The sequence below is a fragment of the Thalassobacterium maritimum genome (assembly GCF_031127805.1).
Lineage (GTDB): Bacteria > Verrucomicrobiota > Verrucomicrobiia > Opitutales > Coraliomargaritaceae > Thalassobacterium > Thalassobacterium maritimum.
Genome location: NZ_JARXHW010000003.1, coordinates 142,151 through 165,180, shown reverse-complemented (window position 1 = coordinate 165,180; position 23,030 = coordinate 142,151). Strand labels below are relative to the sequence as shown.

The following is a 23,030-nucleotide window of genomic DNA, read 5'->3' as shown; positions in this document are numbered from 1 at the left end:
TATGAAAACCTGGAAAACTTTATGTGTGCTTGGTCTGGCGGTCGCTGGAAGCGTGGCCGCCGCCTCGGATGAAGGCTCTGCGACGCGGCCTAATATACTCGTCATCATGACCGATGACTTACGCATGGGAATGCTGCAGAGTGAGGGGCACCCTTACATGGTCACTCCGAATCTGGATCGATTTACCACCGAAGGCGTGCGCTTCAATAATTGCTATGCGACCAGCCCGGTCTGTGGTCCCTCGCGTGCCTCCATCTTTACGGGGCAATACTCAACAGTTCATATGCGCCGGGATAATTTTTACTATCCAGACAGCTTCAATAGTTATTTGCCACAGCACTTTAAGGATGCTGGTTACAATACCGCTTTGATTGGTAAATATTATGAAGGCGACCAATTCCGTAATCAGGCGCGTCAGGCATGGAATCGTTGGTTTGTCAATCTAGGGCCTGATCCCGCTAAAAGGACTCCTGGCATGTCGCACGAAGAATGGTGGAATACTTACTTGTATCAGGATCAGCAGTATTCGGTCGATGGTGAGCGCATTGTGCTTGAAGGGCATCAAACGGATATTCTGTTTGCCGAAGCTGCACGCTTTGTCGGCGAATCCGATGAGCCGTTTTGTGTGTTTCTGAGCCCGTTCTCACCACACACTCCGTTGAATATGACTGAACGGAATCGTGGCAAGTATCGCGGATATGGCATTCCAGATCGGCCCAACCTAGAGATGACAAAAGGTTACTTTAGGAATAAAAAGAAGCTGCCGATCGTCACCGAAATGTATGAGCAATACTGTGAGATGATCACTGATATTGATGACGGCATGGGCGTTCTGTTTGAGGCCCTGGAGCAAAGTGGCCAACTCGATAACACTCTGATCATTTTTACCAGCGATAATGGCTTGATGTATGGCGAGCACGGTTTCGCTTGGAAACGACATGCATGGGAAGAATCAGCGAAGGTGCCGTTTTACATTCGCTACCCCAAACTGGCAAAGCCTGGGACTGAGAATGATGCACTGGTGAGTCTTGCGGATATATTCTATACCTGTGCCGATTTGGGCGATGTGGAGTTTCCAGAGATCGAAGGCGGCATGGGTCGTTCGATGCTTCCACTGCTAACGGGTGAGCAGGCGCAAATTCGCAATGAATTCATTCAAATCGAATACAATAAGCCCGACCGTCAGAATCCGGTGCTGCCAGAAGTCGTCCTGTGGGCGAGTGTTATTCGTCCAGATGGTTGGAAGCTTTCGATGTATCAAGAGCCAGCAGAGCAACGTCCTGACTTGGCTCCCATCCAAATGTTCCAGCTCTCACACGATGCGCTGGAAATGGACAACTTGGCCGCGAACCCGGAGTTTAGTCCTCTGCTTGAGTCGCTTCAGCGTCAACTGAAGACTGGCTTGATCGGTATTGGCGCGGACGATAGTTGGCTGAAAACGAATTAATCAGAGTCATGAAACAATATTTTATACAGTTCCTATTGATCACGCTTTTTTGCTCCTGTCGGGCAAATACAATCGAACGCTCGACGAGTGCTGCCTCGATCCCAGACCTGCAAGCCTGGATCACGCAAGCGATTGAGAATGGGGAGACCCGCATCAAAGTTCCTAAAGGCGTCTATCGTTTAACTCCGGTCAATTTCTCGCACCTGGAATTGAATGGCGTGAAGGACGTCGAAATTGATTTTCAAGGTTCTGAACTGGTGTGCACCGAGCGCACACGCGCACTCGATTTCGCTAACTGCGAGCGCCTGACCATTAAGAATGTGAGCATTGATTATGATCCGAAGCTGTATGCACAGGGCCGTATCACTGAGTATACCCCAGAGTATTTTCAAATGGAAGTGTTCGAGGGCTATCCGATCGACGACCTTTCCACCAAAAGTGCGGAAGTTTATGGCGCAGATACCCATGAGTTGAAACCAGGCTTTCGCACCTTTCATGATATTAAGCGTATCGAGAAGCTCGGCGGTCGCACCGTGCGTATCCACCGCAAAAAACACATGGACGGCGTGGATGACTTCGTCGAAGTCGGCGATATCTTGTTAGTTAAAACCAAGCGCGAGCGTATGGATGGCGGTCGTTTTGCGCCGCATGCAGTCGTGTCCAGTAAGTGCCGTGATATGCGCTTTGAGAATGTCACTGTCTACGCTTCGAACTGCTTCAGCTTTTTAGGCGACGAATCTAGTAACACACAATATTACCGTTGCCGGGTAGATCGTAAGAAAGACGACCCGACGGTCGGCTATCCTAGAATGCGTTCCAGTAACTGGGATGCCTATCACAGTATCAACGCAGAAGTTGGTCCGACCATCGAAGAATGCTATGCGGGCTACATGGGCGATGATGGTGTAAACATCCGCGGCGATTATCACATCGTCGCCGAGGGCGAAGGCTCGGCGTTGACGGTGCTGGCCAAGCATGCGCTCAACATTCGCCCCGGTGATCCGGTTGAAGTCGTGGCGCGTAATGGTGAGTTGATTGCGGTGGCGACTGCACTGTCCGTCGCGCGTAAGCCTGATTACCCACAAGACAAGATCGATGCGGCGAAGTCGAAATTTACTCTGATCCTGCCCGGGAATGTTCGCACGGCGTGGACGGTGACTTTGGACAAAGCGGTTGCGATCGATGATATTTCGGTCATCTGCGCGACCAACCGAGTGGGACGCGGCTTTCGCGTGATTAACAATGTGATTGGCCACAATCGCTCGCGTGGAATTTTGACCAAGGCGAGTGACGGCGTGATTTCGGGCAACTTGATCGAAGACACCGGTTTGGAGTCCTTGAAGCTCTCGCCAAACATCAGCAACTGGCTCGAGGCCGCGTATTATCAGAACCTAGTGGTCCGTGATAATATCATTCGCAACGGGAAGTTCGGCGCGCATTTTGGCCAGCATCGGGCGGCGCAGATCCTGATCGGCGGCTGCCGTAGTGGTTTAGTCTTTGAAGACAATACAGTGGAATATTCGGGAGATATTGCCGCGATCGTGAGTGATCTCGATGGCGGTGTTTTCCAAGGGAATGAGTTTAAACACTTGGAGGGAGATTCTAACGATCGTGATCCTATCCTGTTTGAACGGACCGAAAATATTCAGCGTCGCTAGAGGCATCGTCGCGACTGTTGCTATTTAAAAAAGGGGCGATCTCCCCAATCAGATATTTATATGGAATCGAATTTAATTTTAGACATCGTTGAAAACGGCTTGCAGGTGGTTCTAGAAAAAGGGGCCGATGGTGCGGCTCGTTTGTTGCACTTTTCATCACTGCCTTTTGACAGCTCAACGGTTTCGGAGGAGGAGCGTTTACGCCGCAGATACACCTTGGTTGAAGTGCATTGCTCGGGTGAAAATCAGCATGACCACCATGGTGGTAAGCACACGGGCTCTAATTGCGGCGGCGGTATTCCGCGCTATGAAACGCATCGTGATTACCGTAACGATACGGGGCGAAAACTGGAGATTGAGCAGGCGTCCGACTTGTTGCACATCGTGAGCCATCTACAATTTTTCGACGGTATTCCGATCGCTCGCTGCTGGACAGAAGTGACCAATACGAGCAACGATTCAGTGGGCCTCGAATATGTGACCTCGTTTGCGCTGGCCGGTATTTCGAAGGAGCAAGGCGCGGATGTGATGACGGATACGTATTTGAACATGCCGCATAATTCATGGAAGTCTGAATTTCAGTGGCGTCGCCATTCGCTAGCTGACTTAGGATTGACGCCGATGAGCGAGCAGGGCTTTTCAATGAAGAGTATTGGCGCCAGTAACACGGGAACGTGGGCAGCGAAGGAATTGTTGCCGATGGGGATTTTTGAAGCGCCTCAGTGTGGCCATACATTGTTTTGGCAAATTGAAAGCCACGCCTCTTGGCATTGGGAGGTCGGCGACATCGCCAGCCAGTTATACTTACATCTGAGCGGTCCGACTGAGCGTGAGAATCAATGGTGGAAGCAACTGCAGCCAAACGAATCATTTACTTCGATCCCCGTTGCGGTGGGCGCTTGCTCAGATGGCGCGGACCAAGCGTTTAATCACATGAACGACTACCGTCGAGTCTCTCGACGTCCGCATTTTGATAATGTGAAGCTGCCCGTAATCTTTAATGATTACATGAATTGCCTGATGGGCGATCCGACTACCGAAAAGCTTTTGCCTTTGATCGATAAAGCCAAGGCGGCGGGCGCTGAATACTTTGTGATCGATGCGGGCTGGTATGACGATGGTCCTTGGTGGGCAGGTGTCGGCGAATGGTTGCCATCCAAAGAACGTTTCCCTGGAGGCATCGAAGAGCCTCTTGATTATATTCGCAGCCAAGGCATGGAGCCTGGACTTTGGTTGGAAATTGAACGGATGGGCATCAATTGCCGTTTGGCTGCGGAGTGGCCCGACGAGTGTTTCTTTATGCGACATGGGAAGCGGGTGCTGGATCATGATTCGCTGCAGCTGGATTTTAGACATCCAAAGGTGGTTGAGCACGCTGACCAAGTGGTGCAGCGCGTGGTGGAGCAGTATGGATGCAGCTTCATTAAGATGGACTATAACATCGAGATTGGTCCGGGCACGGAAGTGGAGGCCGACAGTTTCGGCGACGGATTGCTTGGGCATCAACGTGCTTATCGAGCCTGGTTGGAGGGCGTCTTTGCCAAATATCCGAATTTAATTATCGAGAACTGTAGCTCAGGTGGCATGCGCCTGACTTATGGATTGATGGATTTGCATACGACTTCCTCGACCACGGATAATCAAAATTATTTGATGAATGCACGTATCTCGATCAACAGCGGCGCATCGGTTTGTCCGGAACAGGCAGGTGTTTGGGCGTATCCGTTAATGGATTCGACCGAGGAGTCAGTGATCATGAACATGGTGAGCGCGATGAGCTGGCGCATTTATTTGAGTGGGCAAATGCAGACCATGGATGGTGTGCGTTTAGAGCTGATCCGCGAAGCTGTCGAATGCTACAAAAGCTATCGCGAGCGCATCCCGCAGGCGCAATTGATTTGGCCCTTGGGGCTTGTTCAACACGACAGTGCTTGGGGCGCCTTCGGCTTGATGTGGGAGGGCGAGATTCTTCTTTCGATTTGGCGCTTTGACGGTGAAGAAGCGACGGTTGAATTGCCGCTCGCGTTTGATGAACTGGAAGCAGGTTCTGTTGAAGTCGAATGCGTGTATCCAAAGGAGCGCCCAGTTGCGGCGAGTTGGGCGCAGAATACTTCCACGCTATCTGTGACGCTTCCAGAGAAGCGAATGGCCCGTGTGTTTCGATTGAAGCGTTCGTAAGACGGCGTGACTTGCAGCAGGACGAAACGAGTTCCTTGCTGCGGCCTGCGTAGCTCGAAGAGCGTAGCGGGGTTCAGCTACGAATCATGTAGCGGAATCGGGAACCGATTTCGAGCGTCAGCTTAGCGGCGTGATTCGCGCCGGCTCGAAACCGCTGGGGGGCGCACCTCTGGACGAAACGAGTTCCTCGTTCCGCTACGAATGATGTAGCGGAATCGGGAACCGATTTCGACGCGCAGAGCGTGCCTCTATTTTTCCAAAAACACTGCGTCGATCGATGGGACGACCATCCGTGACGGGGTCTGGATCTGCTGACCGTCGTTGTGGCTGGATACGCCGTCGATACGTTTGAAGTGTCCACTATAATCGGTGAAGAGCTGCTTTAAGTCGAAGGTCTGCTCATGGAAGGACGGGTTGACGAGGATGACTCCATTTTCGAACTCGCGTGCTAAGAGTTGTGCGCCGTTGTGGATTCGTAGATTCCGAATTTCGAGCGGGCCTTGGTTTTCGAATTTTAGATGGATCGTAATCGTATCACCTTGGCCTAAGTGCAGATCGCGGAAGTAGAACTTCTGTTGCAGGAAGCCTGCTTGCCCGAAGACTCCTTCCAGTGGATTAAAAAACGCGTTGTTGCGCACCGCTTGTTTGTATTCGGGCAGGCCGTCGACTTGGACGGAGACCTTGCGCGGAAAGCGGGTGTCGGCAAGTGTCGGGGCGAGGGGTGCTAGACTCTTGGCCTCGAAGGATACGACAATGTCGCCGTGGGGACGTGGGATATTGGGTATGGTGACTGTAATGGGGCTGGTCGATTCCTGATCTGTGCCTTCGATCTGCAGAGAGCCGCCGCGTTTTTGTAAGCGACCGTTATCGACTGTGAGACGCGAGAGCAAGAGATCACTCCATTCCACGCCTGTGTCATACAACAGGTCTTGTTGCATCTCATCTAAGCGCAGCAGTGGGCTGGTTGCTTTGCCAAGCCAATGGGGGGTCTTGCGTTTGCCGGCGATATATTCGTCCAAGAGATTGCCTTTCTTGTCAGAAAAGTGCGTCGCGAAAACCTCCAAGCAAGTGAGCGTGCCCAAGGCGAAGCGGGCGTATTGCTGCGCGAAGGGACGATCTTGTTCCAGCTCGATCTTAAGCGCGGCAAAGTTGAAAACGTAAGGCACATCGCCGAAGGCTTTCCAATAGGCGAAATGGTTGATCGGCGTGGAAAATCCGCGGTAGGCATCGTGGTGGAAGGGGAAGCCTTCGGACTCCATTCCGTTGTAAAGGCCGACCGCGCGCTGATGCTTGTCGAAGCCGCTATCGCCCACGATGATGAACTCGTCACCCACTTGTTGGCGCAGTTTTCGTGTCCAGTCGATCATGCCTGCTTGCCAGAGGTTCTTTCCTTCGATCACACCGTTGTCGGCGATGCCATCGGCGTTCACGTCCATGTTCCTCCGGCGGGCGTTCCAGTAAGTCACGTCAAAGGCAATGCCGTCGAAGCCACGCAGGTCGCCTGTTTGCGGATGTAATTTCTCAAGGATCTCGTCGACAAAATGATCCGAAGCCGTCTTCCCGTTGGCATCCTGCGGGCAGGTGGTGGAATGATTGTAGAACCAGGTGACGTTTCCTGCCCAGACGACGCCGACGATGGGTGCGATATAAACTTCACTCGTGCCATACTCTTGTGGCGTCGATCCATAGGCACCGCGCCGCACACTGATTCGGCCGGAACTGTTGTCGACCGAAAGTAATTGAGCGTATTCACATTTCGCCCAATTAAAAGTGCCGTTGGCGCGGCGTTCGACGATCACCAGATCCTGCGAATGCCATTGATTGGACCTGCGATCGATGTAGCCTTTCATATCGAAGCGTCTGGCATCCTTCACTTCGAACGAGTCGGTTTGCTTTGTGAGTGGTTCCTTGCTCGTAGTGCCGGTGTAGAGCGCCCAATGGCCGGGGAAGTAGCGCTCCTGCACTGCAGAGTGCTCGTGAGTGGCGCGCGATTCCGCGTTCAAGTGCCAGAGGAAGAGCATTTCTGGATGGGCTGCCATGTGGCGTTGTGCCCATTCGACGCTGCGAGGATCGATCTGCAACTCTTCATTCCAAAACTTACGAATGACGACGTCATAGCCTTCCAGCGCCTCGCTCCACACTTCATAGTTTCGATGGATCGGACGAATCCCTTCACCTCGGAAAGCCACTAAGTGTGGATAGCCATCGGTAAATACACTTTTCTTCGACAAGTCGGTTGCATTCACTGGGGCCCACACTGCAGGTAGATACGTGGCCATGAAGAGGGTGCGTGCGATGAACTTCAGGCAGTGATTCATGTGTAGCGGGACAATCAGCTCAAGGCTTCGAGGCCGAGGTTGGCATTATGGTGACGGTGCGAGCGGTTGCATCAGGGCTATCTGCGTGAACGCACGCACGCGCTGAATTTTTGAGTGCAGCAGCGATATTTGCCCGATCAGACGTTTAAATGTCGGGCTTGTCTTGCCACTTTGCCGCACTATCGACTGTATCTGTAATGCAGTGTAAGCGCACTGCGTAAGAGTCCTTTCGGATACGTTCGATCACATAGATCGAGCGCATGACCTCATTCGAAAATAAGCGTGTATCTAGGCTTTTTTCCGCGCGCCCTTCTTCGGCGATGGCAATACGTGTTCGGAGATTTGGGGAGCCTTTAGGAAAGGTGAAATTATCATACCCATGCGGTGCTAATAGTATGCGCTCGTCGGCTTCTTCACCGAGGAAGATACCCATTGGGCTGTCGGTGAAATTTAGGAATCGCATCGATTGTCCACCGAATTCTTTATAAGAATCCTCCATTGCTAGAATGCCCATCGCATCATCTTCGACGGGAGGTAGAAAGACGAGCAGCGGGAAATCCATCGTTGGGTCTAGTTGAATCCTCCCTACTAAGGTTCGCGCTTTGGGGTTGGCCAAATCCCCGTTGGCGATCTGAAAAAATGTCAGCGTTGGAGGGCCTACATAGTGTTGTAGATGGGAACGCTTTCTACTGGGGATGTTGAATTTCTGGAGCTTACCTTCGCTGACGTAATAGACTTCGTTTAGCCTCGCCGCTGGTGACAACGCGGTGAAATCGACCGAAACAATGCTTTCTTGAGCTTGAGTGAAGCCTGCGGTGCCCAAGAAAGTGATCAGTCCTAGCGCGAGTAGATGTAAAATGTTATGTTGCATGGGGTGTTACCTCCTTGATGCTTGTTATCCTTTTCTGCAGCCGATTAGTCAAATAGCATTGCAAGACTTAAGAGTTACGTAAGCTATATAGAGTCCACTTGGAGGTCGAATTCGCAACGGATGCGCGTATTTTTATTATGCTGCTGCACAATATCCTGTTTTATCAGCCAACTATTAAAGCTGCTTTTATAGCCTAAACCAGTATATGAAATATAAGTCAAAGAAAGGTTTCGCACTAGTTATTGCGCTTGGATTAATGGCGTTCGTGCTGGTGTTGATGCTCACAATTACGACCTTAGTTCGGGTCGAGTCTGCGACGTCGCAAACGAGTCAGAATGTTGTGTCAGCTAGGCAGAATGCATACTTGGGTGTGCTTGAAGCGATCGGTAAATTACAACAAACGGTCGGTCCCGATCAACGCGTGACCGCAACGGGGGCCCTCTGGGAAAAGCCTGTCGTTGGCACGGAGCATTACTTGGGGGTCTGGCAAAATCTACCGGATGCAGCGAGTGATACTGACGGCAATCCCGTGACTTCGAATGGACAGTTTCTTGAATGGCTAGTGTCGCGTGCCGATGAGACGGAAACTGAAGCAGCCGACTTCGTCGAGAACGCGGTGCCGATCGTGTATACTGCGCCACAATACACCAGTTCCTCCAGTGACTATGCAGTTCTCGTCGGGGCAGGTAGCACGACTCAAGATGTGAATTACCCCAACACGATGAATGGTGTTATTGCAGAAAAAAAATCAGTGCCTGGGCTGGGTAACCACACGGTCGGCAATTATGCTTGGTGGGTCGGTGATGAAGGGGCGAAGGCCAAGGTTAATATTATAGACCCTTATGAAATCGATTCAAGTTCTGACAGTTATTTAAGTGCATTCGAAAAAGCACGCTTTCGCACGACTTCGGCTCAGCGCATGGGGACGACCGCGATCGAGGCATACGACGCCTTACAGCTCGACGATCCGAAACTTCAAAGGATCATTGATGCGGATCATATTGAATTGATTCAAAACGGTCCTTCGAACACTGACGTGAGCAAGCGCTTTCATGATACGACCGTATGGTCGAAGGGCTTGATGACAGATGTGAAGCACGGAGGCTTCAAGCGCGATCTGTCCTTGCTGTTCGAGATGGACGACAGTGACTTCGAGACGACGGGAGAGGGGGGCAATCGCAATGAACTCGTTTATAATGTGCTAGATAGTTATACTCAGACGAATGCGGAAACTTTAGAAAATGCACATGGTGGGCCGGATGTGACTCCGATTTTTTGGATTAATCAGCCAAGCTTTGGTTCGTGGACTCCAGGTGAGAATAAATTCTACGGGCCCGCTTGGCATTTGTTGCGCGACTATTATCGCCAATACAAATCGGTGCAGTCGGTGAGTTCGACGCCGCTTTTAGATGCGGTCGGGATCTCTCCAAATCCTAGTAGTGGTGACGAAAACGCACCGTATATGGGAGCCGTCCGTGGTATATATGCACTCGACCCATTGACGGATCAGTTCAGTTCATCAGGCGCGAGGTATCCGCGTATTGTTCAAGCATCGTATCGGCCTTACATCAGTCGAGTGTTACTGGCATTTAGTATCGAGCCGGTCGGTTCCGATCAGGTTGAGTTTATCATGCTTCCAGTTGTAGGATTGCACAATCCTTACAATATAAGTATCAAGATCAGCGATGCGCATGTTGACTGGAATCACCTGCAAGGACGTTGTGAAATACGTCGTTATGTCGGTGAACCTGTGACTCAATTGAAAGATATTGTGGGTTCGGGTATTAATGGTGGGCAGGGCCTCAAATTGAATCTGAAAGGTGGAGGCGGGAGAGCCGATGTCACTTTCCTACCTGGACAAACGATCTTTTTCTTACCAGCTGGTGGGAGTGGTGTGTTGCCGTGGTCCTCTCGAGAGATTGATTTAGAGCCGTTGAGTGCAGGCACAGGTCTACTGAATGCGGGCATTGCGCTGGGGCTGCCTGCTCACTTTCAAGCCGATCCGATTCCCACTGGCGTTGATTACCAACCCTATTTGGAGTTTTTTAATAGTGGCTCTTTTGCTCTCTATTTAGATAACGAAATACAGAGTAAAATAGATTTTTTCGATACTCATAAATTGGTTGCCCAGGGCGGAGACTATGGAAATCTCGCAATGGCTTCTTTTTCACCCGGAGACATGCAGGATGAAGACAAAGCGCCTACTTATGCGCAAGCTGACATATTGACCGGAACGCCTCATTATTTCTTGCTATCAGACACCTTTGTTAAGCCCGCATTCTTCCCGTCTATGCATATCGGCTTTGATGATGGATTGACTGATCCAGATTCTGTTAGTTCCTTCCCGAGCTTTCTACTCGGGAGCCCTACTGCGATGAGTTCGTCGCAGTATACGACGGGGGGCGCCTTTCACCTCATCGGGCCTAGTTATCATTTTGTTGATTACTACACCGATGCTTCGTCGGCCACGAATCCGTCGAATGTACTGCCGGATATGAGCGGTGATGGCAACGGTTACTACGGAGCCTATCATGATGGAGGGGGCTCCGAGTATGTTTCATTTTTGGAGATTCCGACGGTCCCCTTACATTCGCTAGGAGCACTTCGACATGCTAGTTTGGCTTATAATGACAGCATGCCGTCACTCGCGATCGGCAATTCCTTCCAGTCCCCATCTGTAGGAAATTCGGCTGCCTATTATGATAGTGATCGGTATGTAAGCACTACAGTCGGGCAGATCGATTTCTCCTATGCACTGAATTCTGCTCTTTTAGATGCTTATTATTTCTCTTCCATCGCGCCCGACAGCAGCTCTAATTCAGTTTCGGGGGTGCTGAGCCGCATTGTCGGCGGAGATACCACACTCAGCAACAGCCGGATGGAAGTCGTTCCGGAGGAAGATGGTAGCGTGGGCGCCGCAGTGCTCTCCGATTACCAGAAGAACGCCGCCTATCTTCAGGTCGATGGCATGTTTAATGTGAACTCTACTTCAGTTGAAGCATGGAAGGCTTTCTTGAGCTCCATGCGCGATTTGGCTGAGATTAAATACGTCAATGCAAGCAATGGTAGTGTGGCGGATACCAACGTGAGCACGACTGAAACGGCATTTTTAAGAACGTCGCTGCCTGCAGGGGAAGGGCTTTTGAAAGGTTCTACCGATTGGAAGAATGCGGATAGCTGGTCGCGCTTTATGAAACTGACAGAGGCGCAAATCGACTCCTTGGCCACAGAGCTTGTCGCGGAAATTAAACGTCGCGCAGCCGACCGCGGTCAGCGATCCGGTGGGTCTGAGCCAAGGCCGTCGCTGAGTATGGCGGAATTTATCAACCGCGATTTGGCAGTCACAACAAATTCGGATATTCTTTCGAGTTCGTCGTCGGTGGCAGATTCGTCGCAATATGGAATTTTGCAAACGGCAATTGAAAAAGCCAATTTGAATGGCTCCTTGTTAACTGGTGTGCAGTTTAACGAGGGGCAGCAGACGGATGGTAGTGCATTTGTTGGTCCCGATGCTGGCGGTTTTCAAAACACAGGTTTGAAGGTTGATATGGCAGCTTCGTCACCCAATTACTTGACGCAAGGGGATCTGTTTCAGGCCTTGGCACCATACATGTCGGTGAGGTCCGACACCTTTAAGATTCGGGCCTACGGTGAGACGATCGATCCCGTTTCAGGTAACAAGACTGAAGCATGGTGCGAAGCCATTGTCCAACGCGCCACAGAGGCCGTCGTGCCAGCCGCGGACAAGTGGACGCCTGACGCGAATTATCAGGCGCGGAAGTTTAAGATCGTCTCCTTCCGTTGGTTGGATCGCGACGATGTCTAATTGAGCATCAGTGCGTAGGTACTGCTTTAGCTTGCTGTTTTTTTATTATGCAAAATATACCTCCGAATATTGTATTCATTGTCTCCGATGACCATGGCCGCGAAGCCTTAGGCTGCTACGGCAATCCCGTCATCCAGACTCCTCATCTAGATCGCCTAGCTGCCGAAGGGGTGCTATTTAACCAAGCCTTCTGTACGACACCTTCGTGTGCGGCGAGTCGTTCTGCAATGCTGACGGGGAATCATAACCATAGCAACGGTACTTATGGGCACACGCATGGACAGCATCACTTTGCCTGTTTTGATGATGTGGTGACTTTGCCGCGCCTCTTGAATGAGGCGGGCTACCGAACGGGCTGCATTGGTAAAAAGCATTTCGCCCCAGAGTCCGTTTACCCCTTCCAGACGCAACTCGGTGAGCATACTTATCTCAGAGACGATGTGCGCATGGCAGAGGCCTGCACCGACTTTGTCGGCGAGGATTCACCGTTCTTCCTCTACTGGTGCAGTTACAATCCGCACCGGACGGGCAATTCCAAGTCGGGGCATTCGCTAAAACCCAATGATTTTGGCAACCCAGACGAATCCTTTCCGGGCGATGAGGAACAAGTCTACGACGAGGCGGAGGTGATCGTGCCGTCGTGGTTACCGGATAACGAGCACACGCGAGCGGAACTGGCGCAGTATTATCAGAGCATCAGCCGACTGGACCGTGGAGTGGGGCGCTTAATGGAAGTGCTCAAAGAGCAAGGGGTCTATGATAATACGCTGATTGTGTATCTCGCGGACAATGGCGCAGCCTTTCCTGGCAGTAAGACGACGCTCTATGATCCGGGGATGCAGTTGCCCTGTATCATAAAGTCGCCAGCCCAAGAGCAAGGTGGTGTTGAGCAAGATGGCTTGATCGCCTGGTATGACATCGCACCGACGATTTTGGATTATGCCGGAATCGTCGAAAAATCCGAACCCATGTTTGGTCAGTCATTCCGTGCGCTGTTGGAGAATCGGCCAGCTGATTGGACCCGCAGAGAGATCTACGCATCGCATACCTTTCACGAAATCACCAACTACTATCCGATGCGTGTGGTGCGTTCACATAAGCACAAATTCATCTGGAACGTGGCGCACCCGCTCACATTTTCCTTTGCCAGCGATCTATGGGATTCGGCCACCTGGTCGCCATTTCGTGGAGTTGAAGACGGCTGCTTCGGTGAGCGTCGGGTAGCCGATTATTTGCACCGCCCTTGTTTTGAACTCTACGATCTAGAGGCTGATCCGGGCGAGCTGACCAATTTGGCCGACCAGCCAGAATACCAAGAGCTCGTGGAGTCCTTCTGCGCGAAAATCAAAAAGTTTCAGGCTGAAACCAATGATCCGTGGCTGCACAAGTGGGAATACGAATAGAGCGCAGGCGTTTGTTTGTCCTGCCAGTTTACCAGCGTCGTCGGTTGTCGACTTCGGCAACCGACGACGCTGGTAATTAATTTTTCGATACGAATCATCTCCCGATACTCGCCGAAGAGCACTCTATTCCTACGAACTTGAGCTTACCAGTTTGCTCCAGCAGAATTTCACGGTGAGGCCCGATACAATTGCGATAGTGAGCCAGACTCCAAACAGTAAGTAGTCGGTGTAGAGGAAATAGCCCGTCGCAAACAGAAGGCCATAGACCAGGAAGCAGCCAGCGAGTGTTGCCAGTAGTGCGATCGGGAAATTGATCGGCTCCGCTGTGATGTTGAATGTCTCGCCTTTGTCCTCGATTTCTTTCTTCACATGCTTCCAGCCGAGACCCCCTGGATTGGCGAGTTCGATGAAGCTTTTCAAAGTGGCGAGATCGGTCGGTGCGGTCGCTAGTGTGGCGCCCACCCAAGCGAGTGTGACGATGGCCACCTGAACTGCGATGCCCCAAGTGCCCAACGATTCCGACCACGCGAGGCCCATGCTGGTAAAGTTGAAGAAGATCGCAACCAGGGCTGCCGCAATGACGGCAACGATTTCCGACCACGCATTGACACGCCACCAAAACCAACGCGCCATTAGCACACTGCCGGTTCCAGCGCCGAGCCCTACCAGCACGTTAAAGGCTTTCGCGGCACTGTCCAAATTGAAGGCTACGATTGCGGCCAGCACCATCATGATGACGGTCGCCAGACGCGCCACCCAGACCAGTTTGCGCTCGCTGGCGTCCGGTTCGACATAAACTTTCCAGAAGTCGTTGACCACATACGATGCGCCCCAGTTGAGGTGGGTGGAGATGGTCGACATGTATGCGGCGATGAGCGATGTCAGCACCAAGCCCAACCAACCGTGCGGCAAAAATACCAGCATGGCGGAGTAACCGCTATCGTTGGCGACGTTGGTGGCTTCAGGGAAGGCCGCTTGAATATCGCCAACAGTTGGGTAGATGACCAGCGACGCGAGCGCCACGAGAATCCACGGCCAAGGACGGATCGCATAGTGAGCGATCTGGAAGAATAACACCGAGCCCACGGCATGGTTTTCGTTCTTTGCCGCGAGCATGCGCTGCGCCATGTAGCCACCGCCGCCGGGTTCGGAGCCCGGATACCAAGTGCTCCACCATTGCACGAGTAAGGGCACCATGAGTAAGCCGGCAAAGGCAGCGAAGCCACTTTCTCCTGCAGGTAAAAATAGTGATAGTTTGTCCGAGACATTTTCGTGCGCGAAGAGATTTGCCAAGCCGCCGACGGCTTCATGTGTTACCGCAAAATACGCGGCGCCGAAGGAGCCCACCATTGCAATGATGAAGAGAATGAAGTCGGTCAGGATCACGCCTCTGAATCCACCCAAGGATGAGAAGATCACGGTGACCACCATTGCGATGATGACAGATTGGTATTGATTCCAGCCGAGCATCGTTTCGCCGATCTTGATCGCTGCCAGAGAGACGGCAGCCATGATGAAAATGTTGACGATTACACCCAGATAGATCGCGCGGAAGCCGCGCAGGAACGAGGCGGCAGGTCCGCTATAACGTTTTTCGTAGAGCTCCAAGTCGGTCAAGACACCTGTTCGACGCCAGAGCTTAGCATAGAAGAAAACCGTGACGACACCCGTAATCAAGAAGGCCCACCAAGCCCAGTTGCCGGCGACGCCATTTTTACGGATCAGGTCAGTTACCAAGTTCGGCGTATCGGTGGAGAAGGTGGTCGCCACCATGGAAAAACCAAGCAACCACCAAGGCATGTGACGTCCGGACAGAAAGAACTCCGAGGAGCTCGAGCCTGATTTCTTGGCTACGTAAGCACCAATGCCTAGGGCGATGACGAGGAACCCGATCAAGAAGGACCAGTCGAGTGGGGAAAGCGTGATAGCAGCTAGATGCATATATGAGTGGTGTTGTCGATTAACACTTGGTATGCTCGCTGGGATGTCCCGCGGGCATGGGCCGAGGTGAGCTTGAACAAACCACCAAAATATTGTTGAGCGGTGATGCCTTGCAAATTGATTAAAAGGCCCAGAACGGTTACGTAACCTTCCTGGGCCTTTGCGTAGGCTTTCGATCGTGAGGATTTAAGCTGGAAAATCACAATCCTAACTCTGCACCGAGGGTTGGGAAAATCGGTCGTAGAATTGAGCCGGGTTTGCTGTGCTCTCTCGGTTGGTTCGACCCAAACTGCAGGCGCAGTGCGGCCGGTATGGGCCAGGTGTCAATGTGATTAAAGTCCACGATTGTAAAAATCACAGTGTCATGCCCATCCGGATGGATGTCATTATTTTTAGTCACTTTAGCTGGTAGGATGAACCTACAACAGAAGTCTGTGATTTTGTATAAAGTGTCACCGCAGGAGGCTATGTTTGTGAGAATTCCGCGATCCCTGCTGGGCAGACATTAATTTTTTGCAGTCCGGAGGTCTCTTTGAGCTGTATTGTCTCCGTGGTATTTCCCATGCAGTCGTATGTGATGATGGTATAGGATTGAGCTACTTGTCCGAGGTCGATGACTACACGCTCGCTTTCGGTCGCGTTGACTAGAGTGAAAGCGCGGGTTCCGATATCTGCTACGGGGACGATTAGGTCGGGCTGATAGAGTGCTGCCAGGAGTGTTGTGGCATTGGATGCATAGACAATAGGGTAAAGGTATTGTGGCATCAGTGGGATTAAGTCGCCCTTGACGAGTAGGTCTCGGTTTTTGAGCCAAAAGTTCATGAAGAATCGAAGCATTTGGTTCTGCTCCAGAGAAATCATACTATCTTTAACGGAGACCTGAGGCACGGAGAAGAGGGCGGCCCAGAGTTGTAGAGCGGCGCGTTCGGGCGTTTCCTCGCGGTGCCACATAATCATGTCGGAGTGGACGGCTGTGTTCCCTGCCAGTAGTCGCACATCGATGGTGCGGATGCGGTTGCTGAGAGCGTCGTTGGGGCAATCTTGAGCGCGCAAGATGTTGCCATATTTCCGCATGGCGGGACCGATGTAGCTTTGGCGAAACTCGATCAACACGTTTGGGTTGATTGCCTGTAGTTCGAGCATCATGTCTGATAACAGGCGGTCGGCAGCGGCGGGAACTGAGCGCATGTCAGTTTTTTCAACGGCACTTTCAGTTTCTCTCTCGGCAGTAAACTGATCTACGAAGTCGAGTTTTAGGCCGTCGAGCTTCCAGTCTTCGATTGCTTTTCGATAAAAATCAATGAGGTAGCGGCGGACCTTAGGGTAGCGAGGGTCAAAGCAGTCCGCATTTCTAAACGGTTTTGGCAGCATGCGGTCTTTGAAGTTTTGCCAAGCGACGCTTTCTCGACCAGCATAGGGCACTGAGAACCAAAGCATGTAGCGCATATCCATATTTTGAATGCGTTTCACATGCGCCTTAAACGTGGGGAACTTTGACGGTGCGATTTCCCAGTCACCGCAGAATTGATAACCCTTATTACTTTCTTCGGTTTGCCAACCGTCGTCGACGATCACTGTTTTACAGCCCATCTTTACTGACCACTCGCATTGCTCCTCGATAGAGCTTTCGCTTAGGTCTTGATGGAAGCTATACCAGGTTGAATAGACTGGCTCGAAGGCTGAGTCTGGGACAAACGCGGGCTTATACTCGGGCATCGACTCCCACCATTTTGCCACATTCTCCAGTGCTTGATGATACGGGGTGGGGCGTGTGTCCATACGCATAGTCAGTGTATAGCTGCCCAGTGCTTCGGTCGGGGCATTGAATAAGATCACCTCACATTTGACCTCTGCAGTGTCTTCTTCGACTTGAACACGGATTTCGATTGGGTTGATTGCGTCCGAGAGAGCAAAGGTTTGGCGGTTTTCACCGCCTTCAGAAAAGAGGCTGTAGACTGGTGCACCTAGCGTGGCGTAGCTCTGGATGTATTGACACCAGTCGGCGGTCATGGAGCGGTCGCTCATGATGCGCGGGTGCCACTTACCTGCGATGTCGATCAGTGGGATGAGCCATTCTATCGCAACGGGGGCAGGTGTGACTTCTGTTTGAAATTGGATGGCTATTTTGAATTCCGTCAATCCAGGCGCTAGGTCGTGTGCGGTGCAATGTGCGTGTTCTATTTGTTCCGGTTGTTTCGATTCAATTTTGAGGTTTTTGGCGGCGATTGTCATGATTGTGTTATTCAGTGATGTGGTTCTTCGTCAGTGAGCAATTGCACTAAAGTATGCAAAGAGTATTCAATATTTTTCACTTGACTTAGTCAGTGTTTGGGGGCTCTGTAAATATTATAAATTACCCTATTGAAATGCTTCTCCTTGGATCTAGTTGTCTCAAATTGTGGTCAATCTAAAGCCTCGTTATACTCCCCCTCCCCAATGCCTTTGATTTCCCAGGCCTCCCCATCGCCGACTCGCGGGTTTGCACTTGTCATTTCGCTTTCGCTTATGGCGTTCATACTTATTTTACTCTTGAGTGTTACGGCACTGATTCGTGTTGAAGTGACGAGTGCTAACTTTTCGATGGCACAGAATCAAGCGAGGGAGAATGCACGCCTTGGAATGTTGGTTGCTTTAGGAGAGTTACAGAAGGTGGCAGGGCAAGACAGGCGTGTCTCTGCGCGTGCTTCTATTTTTTCACCAGGTCGTGATGGTGTGAGCACTGGAGTGGATGTTTTTTCACCAGAATGGGTTGGTATTTGGGATACGACGAGCGACTTAGAGGGGCTCAGTGCGACAGAGAGACTTAAGCAGGGGCGATGGCTCGTGAGCGGAAATACAGGTTTGGATAATACTGATGCGAATTATCTAGTTCCGTCTACTGATTTAACCAGTCTGTCCCCCGATAGTCTGGTCACAATGGTTCGTAATCGTTCGGTGACTCCGGGGGAGGAAATTCAAGTCATGAAGGAATCTATATCTGCCGATTCGGAACGGGAGCATTTCGCTTATTGGATCTCGGATGAGAATACAAAAGCAGGTGTAAACCTTGTGGATGAAAATGCGGATAGTGGTCATTTCATGGAACTATCGAGTTCGTTTGCTATGTCTCAGCGTTCGGGAGTGGAAGTTTTGGAGGATTTGGAGTCGTATCCAGCAAATGATTCAAAGGTATCACGACTGCTAGACCTTGCGAGCACGGTGATGCTCTCGCAACCGTCTAGTTCTTCTGAGTCGTCCACGATCGTCGAGGATCGTTACTTTGGAGCGCTTTCACCTTGGTCTACGGGGTTGCTAGTCGACGTGAAGAACGGAGGACTGAAGCGAGATTTGACCCAAGCCTTTGAGTATCGGAAAATTTTCGACGATAACTTTGTCGTCGATCCTAGCCCAGGTTCCGGTGATGAGCCGCTCTATTTTATTGATGATGATGTAATGGTGGCGAATGCCATTGATGGTGTGGAGACTGGGGGGCCTAATTGGAACATACTACGATCTTATTATCGTCAGTATCTTCCCGCTGGGCGGAGCCGAGCTTATCTATGGAAGAAGGAGACTCTACATGAAGATGTGTTGACTATCAAAGCTAGTATAGATTTGGAGGAAGCGTATACATTTAATGATATTTCAGCCCCTTATTTCACGCCTTTTCGAGAGCAAGAAATCGATACTGGACGTGATTCGAGCAGTCTCCTTAAATACTTAGGCTGGCAGCACTATGATCCTAAATACACTCAGTCGCCGTTGACGTCATCTGGTCTGCCTTATCAAACCGTTCCGCAAGATCGGGGGCATTACCCTGGCAATATTTACATTCGAAAATCGCCAATTTCTGATAATTACCAATTCGGCAGTTTGTTGACTCCAGTTATATCAAGGCTGCAATTAAACCTAGGCTTGAATAACGGTGCTCATGGTTTGGAGTTTTTAATTAATCCAATCATCGGTCTCTACAATCCATATAACGTAGCAATTGAGATCGAGTCAAACAATGACAAGAAAATCAAAATCAGTTGGCCCGCGAATCCAAAAGTGACTATTGATATTGATGGTCAGGACCCCGTTGAGTTTGCACTGCGCGAAATTATGCCTAATAACGGATTTGGAAATGTAGTTTTTTACATTTCAAATTTCACTCTATTGCCAGGTGAGACACGTTATTTAGGGATCGATCCGACAAGCTCTCGTTATGCCGCGGATCGAATTGTAACTGGTTCAAATGGAGCTAAAGGAATTGCGCTGGATACCAAGTCCGATGGCACAGTTGATGAAGTTAGCGACGCGTTTATTTATTTGAGTCCTTATGTGCCTGGTCATTTGGGAATGGTCTCTACCTTGAGCCATGAAACTGCGAGTGAGGGGAGGGTTTATGCGAGTGGCGTGGCTACTTACCATCGTGGAAAGCAGGGGGCTCATCATGTTAACTCGATCCAAAAGCAGAAGTCATGGGGCTTTACTGAAGCAGAATCATTAGCGCTTCTGTCATTAACAGATCCCGGGGCCCCGGCCACGCCCTTTTCAATTAAGTTTACGATGGATCAATCATCTGGTGTAGGTTTAAATATGGGTTCATTCTCAGGTAAATCTTCCAATTCTGTAGCAAGCATTGGTAAGTTGTTTCCAGATATTACCAAGGCTTCAGATGTGATTGAAAGTGAAGTTTCTTTCGGCTCCCTTTCAGATGCGGCGACTTTGGATTCTGTATTGAGTGTCGGCTATTGGTTTAAAACCACGGAAGAGACTGAATTGCCATGGCGACATCTGATTGACTCAAATATTCGTGCCATTAATGCCAACGTGGAGTGGGACGGTTTTGATGAGGGAATTGGTTATCCTTTGTTGAGCATGTTCACGACTTACAATCCCGATCAATATGGTCTCTTTAACTCGGGTGATGATACATCATTATTCGTAGAAGACTTTGATCGAGCCAATGGTTTTTGGGGCAATTCAATTGCTAATGCAGGAGAATCTCAAGTGATCCTTTTTGATCGCCCACGTGCGCCACTTTATTCTTTGGGGAATTTGCAACATGCTAATTTGGGGCGGTATAATTTCGACCCAACCTATATGGTCGGTAACTCATATGCGAATATTCGTATTCCATTGGATGATACTAGTTCGAGCAGCCATAAAGCTCGAATATACAACAATAGAGATGACGATTTCACGGTCGAGCATGAGAATTTTAAGATTTTTGACACTTCCTATTTGGTTAACGATAAGTTGTGGGATCGCTATTTTTTTTCCGGTGTAGTTCAATTAGATCCGAAGGAGGAGGTTGCGTCGGAGCAATTGAAGGCCTTTAAAGCAGGTGAGGCGCCTGATGTCACAATGACCAATAGTGAAATTGCAGGAGGTAAGACCTTGCCAGTCCCTTTTCAGAATCGTCGTTATCGTTATAGTGATGATGTTGAAGAGCTGAACAAAGAGCTTTTGGATAGTCGTGGCAGTTATAGTGATCCAGATTCCGATGATTTGTTTCATCATATGGCTGGCTACCTGGAGGTCGATGGAGCGTTTAATGTAAACTCAACATCCGTGGAGGCTTGGACTGCTTTTCTTGCAGGTTTGAGCCAGCAAACTGTTCCTGTTTACGCACATGGGCAAGGAAACCCTTATTTGAAAGAGGATGGGGGAATCGTCGTTTCTCGCTTCAGTTGGCCCTACCATGGTAAGGTCAGATTAGACGGATTGTCAGGCCAGGAGAATTTCTGGAAAGGGGTGCGGGAGCTTACGAAGGAAGAGGTTTACGACTTGGCTCAAGCTATTGTTGATCAGGTAAAACTGCGCGGTCCCTTTCTATCTTTTGCAGATTTTGTAAATCGAAAAGTTGAAGTCAGTGCCGAAGGTAAAATGGGTGCTTTGCAGGCTGCTTTGGACGATCCTGAACTTGGTTTGAATCGGGCAGAACGGATTGGTGCTTACACGGCCAGTGCCGATAATAGTCTTACAGACCCCGGGTTTTATGATGTGTTTGGGGAGACTAATTTTCAAGCTGCTGGCTTTCCGGGATACGTTTTACAGGCAGATTTGCTGCAGCGACTCGCTCCTGTCATGACAGTCCGTGGTGATACTTTTTTAATTCGCTCGTATGGAGATTCGTTCGATCCAGTTACTGGAAAGCAAATCGCTCAAGTTTGGTGCGAAGCAGTTGTGCGTCGCTCAGTCGCCCCTGTTGAGCCTGATGAGGATGATGCATTTGAACCCAGTTCAGCTAGTGATTTTGGACGACGATTTGAAGTCGTCAGCTTTAGGTGGTTGAGTGAAGATGAAATCTAATCCAATCAAAGCGGTGAGAATATCTTATATGAAACGTGTTTTTCTGTTAATTTTAATTTCAGTTCATGGGCTATGCGCTCAAGTCGGTGAACCAGTGAATGTGGCTTTCTCGATGTTAAGTTGGGATAAGACAATTAAGGATGTCTTTTACATGAATCAAGGTGAGCGGGTGGATCTTACCATTTATAACGGAACTCCGACTCCTGTGCATAAGGTGGTCTTGGAAGTGCCACTTGTTTTTTATCGTGACGGTCCTTTAGATGAAGAAGGGCTCCCGACCCGAATACCAGTCGCCTCCGTTAAGTTTGAGGGAAATTCAAATGACACATTGCTTTTGTTTATGAAGCTTCATGATGAGCCGATTCAATACCGTGTCGTTCCCGTCGAGACAGGAGCGAGCGAGAATGGAACGGATATATATAAGTTGTTCAACATGACCGAGCATAGGTTAATTGCTCAGCTTAAGGATGAACGTATCATGCTCCAGCCTGGAGCCTCTTCAGTCTCAAATGCGCCAATCCTTGATAAGCCGAATTTTGGTGTCATGTTTGCGCTAGAGTCAAAAACTGACGAGGATCCGGGCTGGAAGCTGGTCTATAAAACACAATGGCCTTATCGCTCTGGACGTAGTGGAATGGTTTTTATTATTGAGGACCCCAAAAGAGCTGAAGAGTTGAAAGTCAGGCGTGTGTATTATCAGACATTACAACCCCAGTTAGATTTGGAATAGGTGCGATCGCTGTAACTGATAGAGTGACCGAAAGCTTTTGTAGGGAGGCGAAGGTGCAGTCGATGCTCGAACTTACCGAAGTGGACGCATCGCTTGCGGGTGATTTTCATATGGCTGATTTTATCAGGTGGTCTGATTGCTCTAAGATGATTAACGCCAGATTCGTAAGTTAAAAACTTATTGACTAAGCCAGCTTGTTAATGTTTAAAAATTGTTATGAACCTTAAATACATATACCTACCCCTAACTTCCCTTCTCACTATTGCTTCCCTGGACGCGTCGATTTTCTTTGATGATTTCGATAGTATCGCCGATGGGGGGGCTCCCACTGGTTGGGCGAGAAGTAATTCATCTCTTATTTATGTAACTGATGACTATT

General features: G+C 50.1%; 11 protein-coding genes. 7 read left to right on the top strand and 4 right to left on the bottom strand.

Going from position 1 to position 23,030, the window contains the following annotated elements:
- Position 1 precedes the first annotated feature (1 nt).
- Genes QEH52_RS02570 through QEH52_RS02560 form a run of 3 tightly spaced genes read left to right on the top strand, consistent with a single transcriptional unit; the run spans position 2 to position 5,283 of the window.
- Positions 2-1,447, top strand: coding sequence for a sulfatase family protein (locus QEH52_RS02570; protein WP_308948428.1), 1,446 nt, complete (start codon positions 2-4; stop codon positions 1,445-1,447).
- An 8-nt stretch (positions 1,448-1,455) separates the two neighbouring features.
- Positions 1,456-3,105: a right-handed parallel beta-helix repeat-containing protein gene (locus QEH52_RS02565; RefSeq protein ID WP_308948426.1), complete on the top strand. Its 1,650-nt coding sequence runs from the start codon at positions 1,456-1,458 to the stop codon at positions 3,103-3,105.
- A 60-nt stretch (positions 3,106-3,165) separates the two neighbouring features.
- A complete protein-coding gene (locus tag QEH52_RS02560; protein ID WP_308948425.1) occupies positions 3,166-5,283 on the top strand; it encodes a glycoside hydrolase family 36 protein in 2,118 nt (705 codons plus the stop codon).
- Between the two features lie 248 nt (positions 5,284-5,531).
- On the opposite strand, the gene QEH52_RS02555 is transcribed toward QEH52_RS02560, so the two are convergent.
- Together QEH52_RS02555 and QEH52_RS02550 are read right to left on the bottom strand one after the other, a co-directional pair.
- Positions 5,532-7,601, bottom strand: a complete 2,070-nt coding sequence (locus QEH52_RS02555; protein ID WP_308948424.1) for a hypothetical protein — start codon at positions 7,599-7,601, stop codon at positions 5,532-5,534.
- A gap of 145 nt (positions 7,602-7,746) precedes the next feature.
- The gene (locus QEH52_RS02550; protein WP_308948422.1) at positions 7,747-8,472 is read right to left on the bottom strand and encodes a hypothetical protein; all 726 of its coding nucleotides are present in this window, start codon (positions 8,470-8,472) and stop codon (positions 7,747-7,749) included.
- Between the two features lie 205 nt (positions 8,473-8,677).
- On the opposite strand from QEH52_RS02550, the gene QEH52_RS02545 reads away from it, so the two are divergent.
- Together QEH52_RS02545 and QEH52_RS02540 are read left to right on the top strand one after the other, a co-directional pair.
- Positions 8,678-12,298, top strand: a complete 3,621-nt coding sequence (locus QEH52_RS02545) for a hypothetical protein (RefSeq protein WP_308948421.1) — start codon at positions 8,678-8,680, stop codon at positions 12,296-12,298.
- A gap of 47 nt (positions 12,299-12,345) precedes the next feature.
- A complete protein-coding gene (locus QEH52_RS02540) occupies positions 12,346-13,701 on the top strand; it encodes a sulfatase family protein (RefSeq protein ID WP_308948420.1) in 1,356 nt (451 codons plus the stop codon).
- Between the two features lie 129 nt (positions 13,702-13,830).
- On the opposite strand, the gene QEH52_RS02535 is transcribed toward QEH52_RS02540, so the two are convergent.
- A complete protein-coding gene (locus QEH52_RS02535; RefSeq protein ID WP_308948418.1) occupies positions 13,831-15,642 on the bottom strand; it encodes a sodium:solute symporter family protein in 1,812 nt (603 codons plus the stop codon).
- A gap of 465 nt (positions 15,643-16,107) precedes the next feature.
- On the bottom strand, positions 16,108-17,874 hold the full coding sequence (locus QEH52_RS02530; RefSeq protein WP_308948417.1) for a glycoside hydrolase family 36 protein: 1,767 nt from the start codon (positions 17,872-17,874) through the stop codon (positions 16,108-16,110).
- Between the two features lie 204 nt (positions 17,875-18,078).
- Here QEH52_RS02530 and QEH52_RS02525 point away from each other — a divergent pair, with 204 nt between their 5' ends.
- On the top strand, positions 18,079-21,921 hold the full coding sequence (locus QEH52_RS02525; protein WP_308948416.1) for a hypothetical protein: 3,843 nt from the start codon (positions 18,079-18,081) through the stop codon (positions 21,919-21,921).
- A complete protein-coding gene (locus QEH52_RS02520; RefSeq protein ID WP_308948415.1) occupies positions 21,911-22,651 on the top strand; it encodes a hypothetical protein in 741 nt (246 codons plus the stop codon). The genes QEH52_RS02525 and QEH52_RS02520 overlap by 11 nt, the downstream gene beginning before the upstream one ends.
- Positions 22,652-23,030: the final 379 nt, after the last annotated feature.

Bases quoted from the DNA above. Each gene is read 5' to 3' on its own strand.
- QEH52_RS02570 (WP_308948428.1), top strand. From the start codon at position 2: ATGAAAACCTGGAAAACTTTATGTGTGCTTGGTCTGGCGGTCGCTGGA.
- QEH52_RS02565 (WP_308948426.1), top strand. From the start codon at position 1,456: ATGAAACAATATTTTATACAGTTCCTATTGATCACGCTTTTTTGCTCC.
- QEH52_RS02560 (WP_308948425.1), top strand. From the start codon at position 3,166: ATGGAATCGAATTTAATTTTAGACATCGTTGAAAACGGCTTGCAGGTG.
- QEH52_RS02555 (WP_308948424.1), bottom strand. From the start codon at position 7,601: ATGAATCACTGCCTGAAGTTCATCGCACGCACCCTCTTCATGGCCACG.
- QEH52_RS02550 (WP_308948422.1), bottom strand. From the start codon at position 8,472: ATGCAACATAACATTTTACATCTACTCGCGCTAGGACTGATCACTTTC.
- QEH52_RS02545 (WP_308948421.1), top strand. From the start codon at position 8,678: ATGAAATATAAGTCAAAGAAAGGTTTCGCACTAGTTATTGCGCTTGGA.
- QEH52_RS02540 (WP_308948420.1), top strand. From the start codon at position 12,346: ATGCAAAATATACCTCCGAATATTGTATTCATTGTCTCCGATGACCAT.
- QEH52_RS02535 (WP_308948418.1), bottom strand. From the start codon at position 15,642: ATGCATCTAGCTGCTATCACGCTTTCCCCACTCGACTGGTCCTTCTTG.
- QEH52_RS02530 (WP_308948417.1), bottom strand. From the start codon at position 17,874: ATGACAATCGCCGCCAAAAACCTCAAAATTGAATCGAAACAACCGGAA.
- QEH52_RS02525 (WP_308948416.1), top strand. From the start codon at position 18,079: ATGCCTTTGATTTCCCAGGCCTCCCCATCGCCGACTCGCGGGTTTGCA.
- QEH52_RS02520 (WP_308948415.1), top strand. From the start codon at position 21,911: ATGAAATCTAATCCAATCAAAGCGGTGAGAATATCTTATATGAAACGT.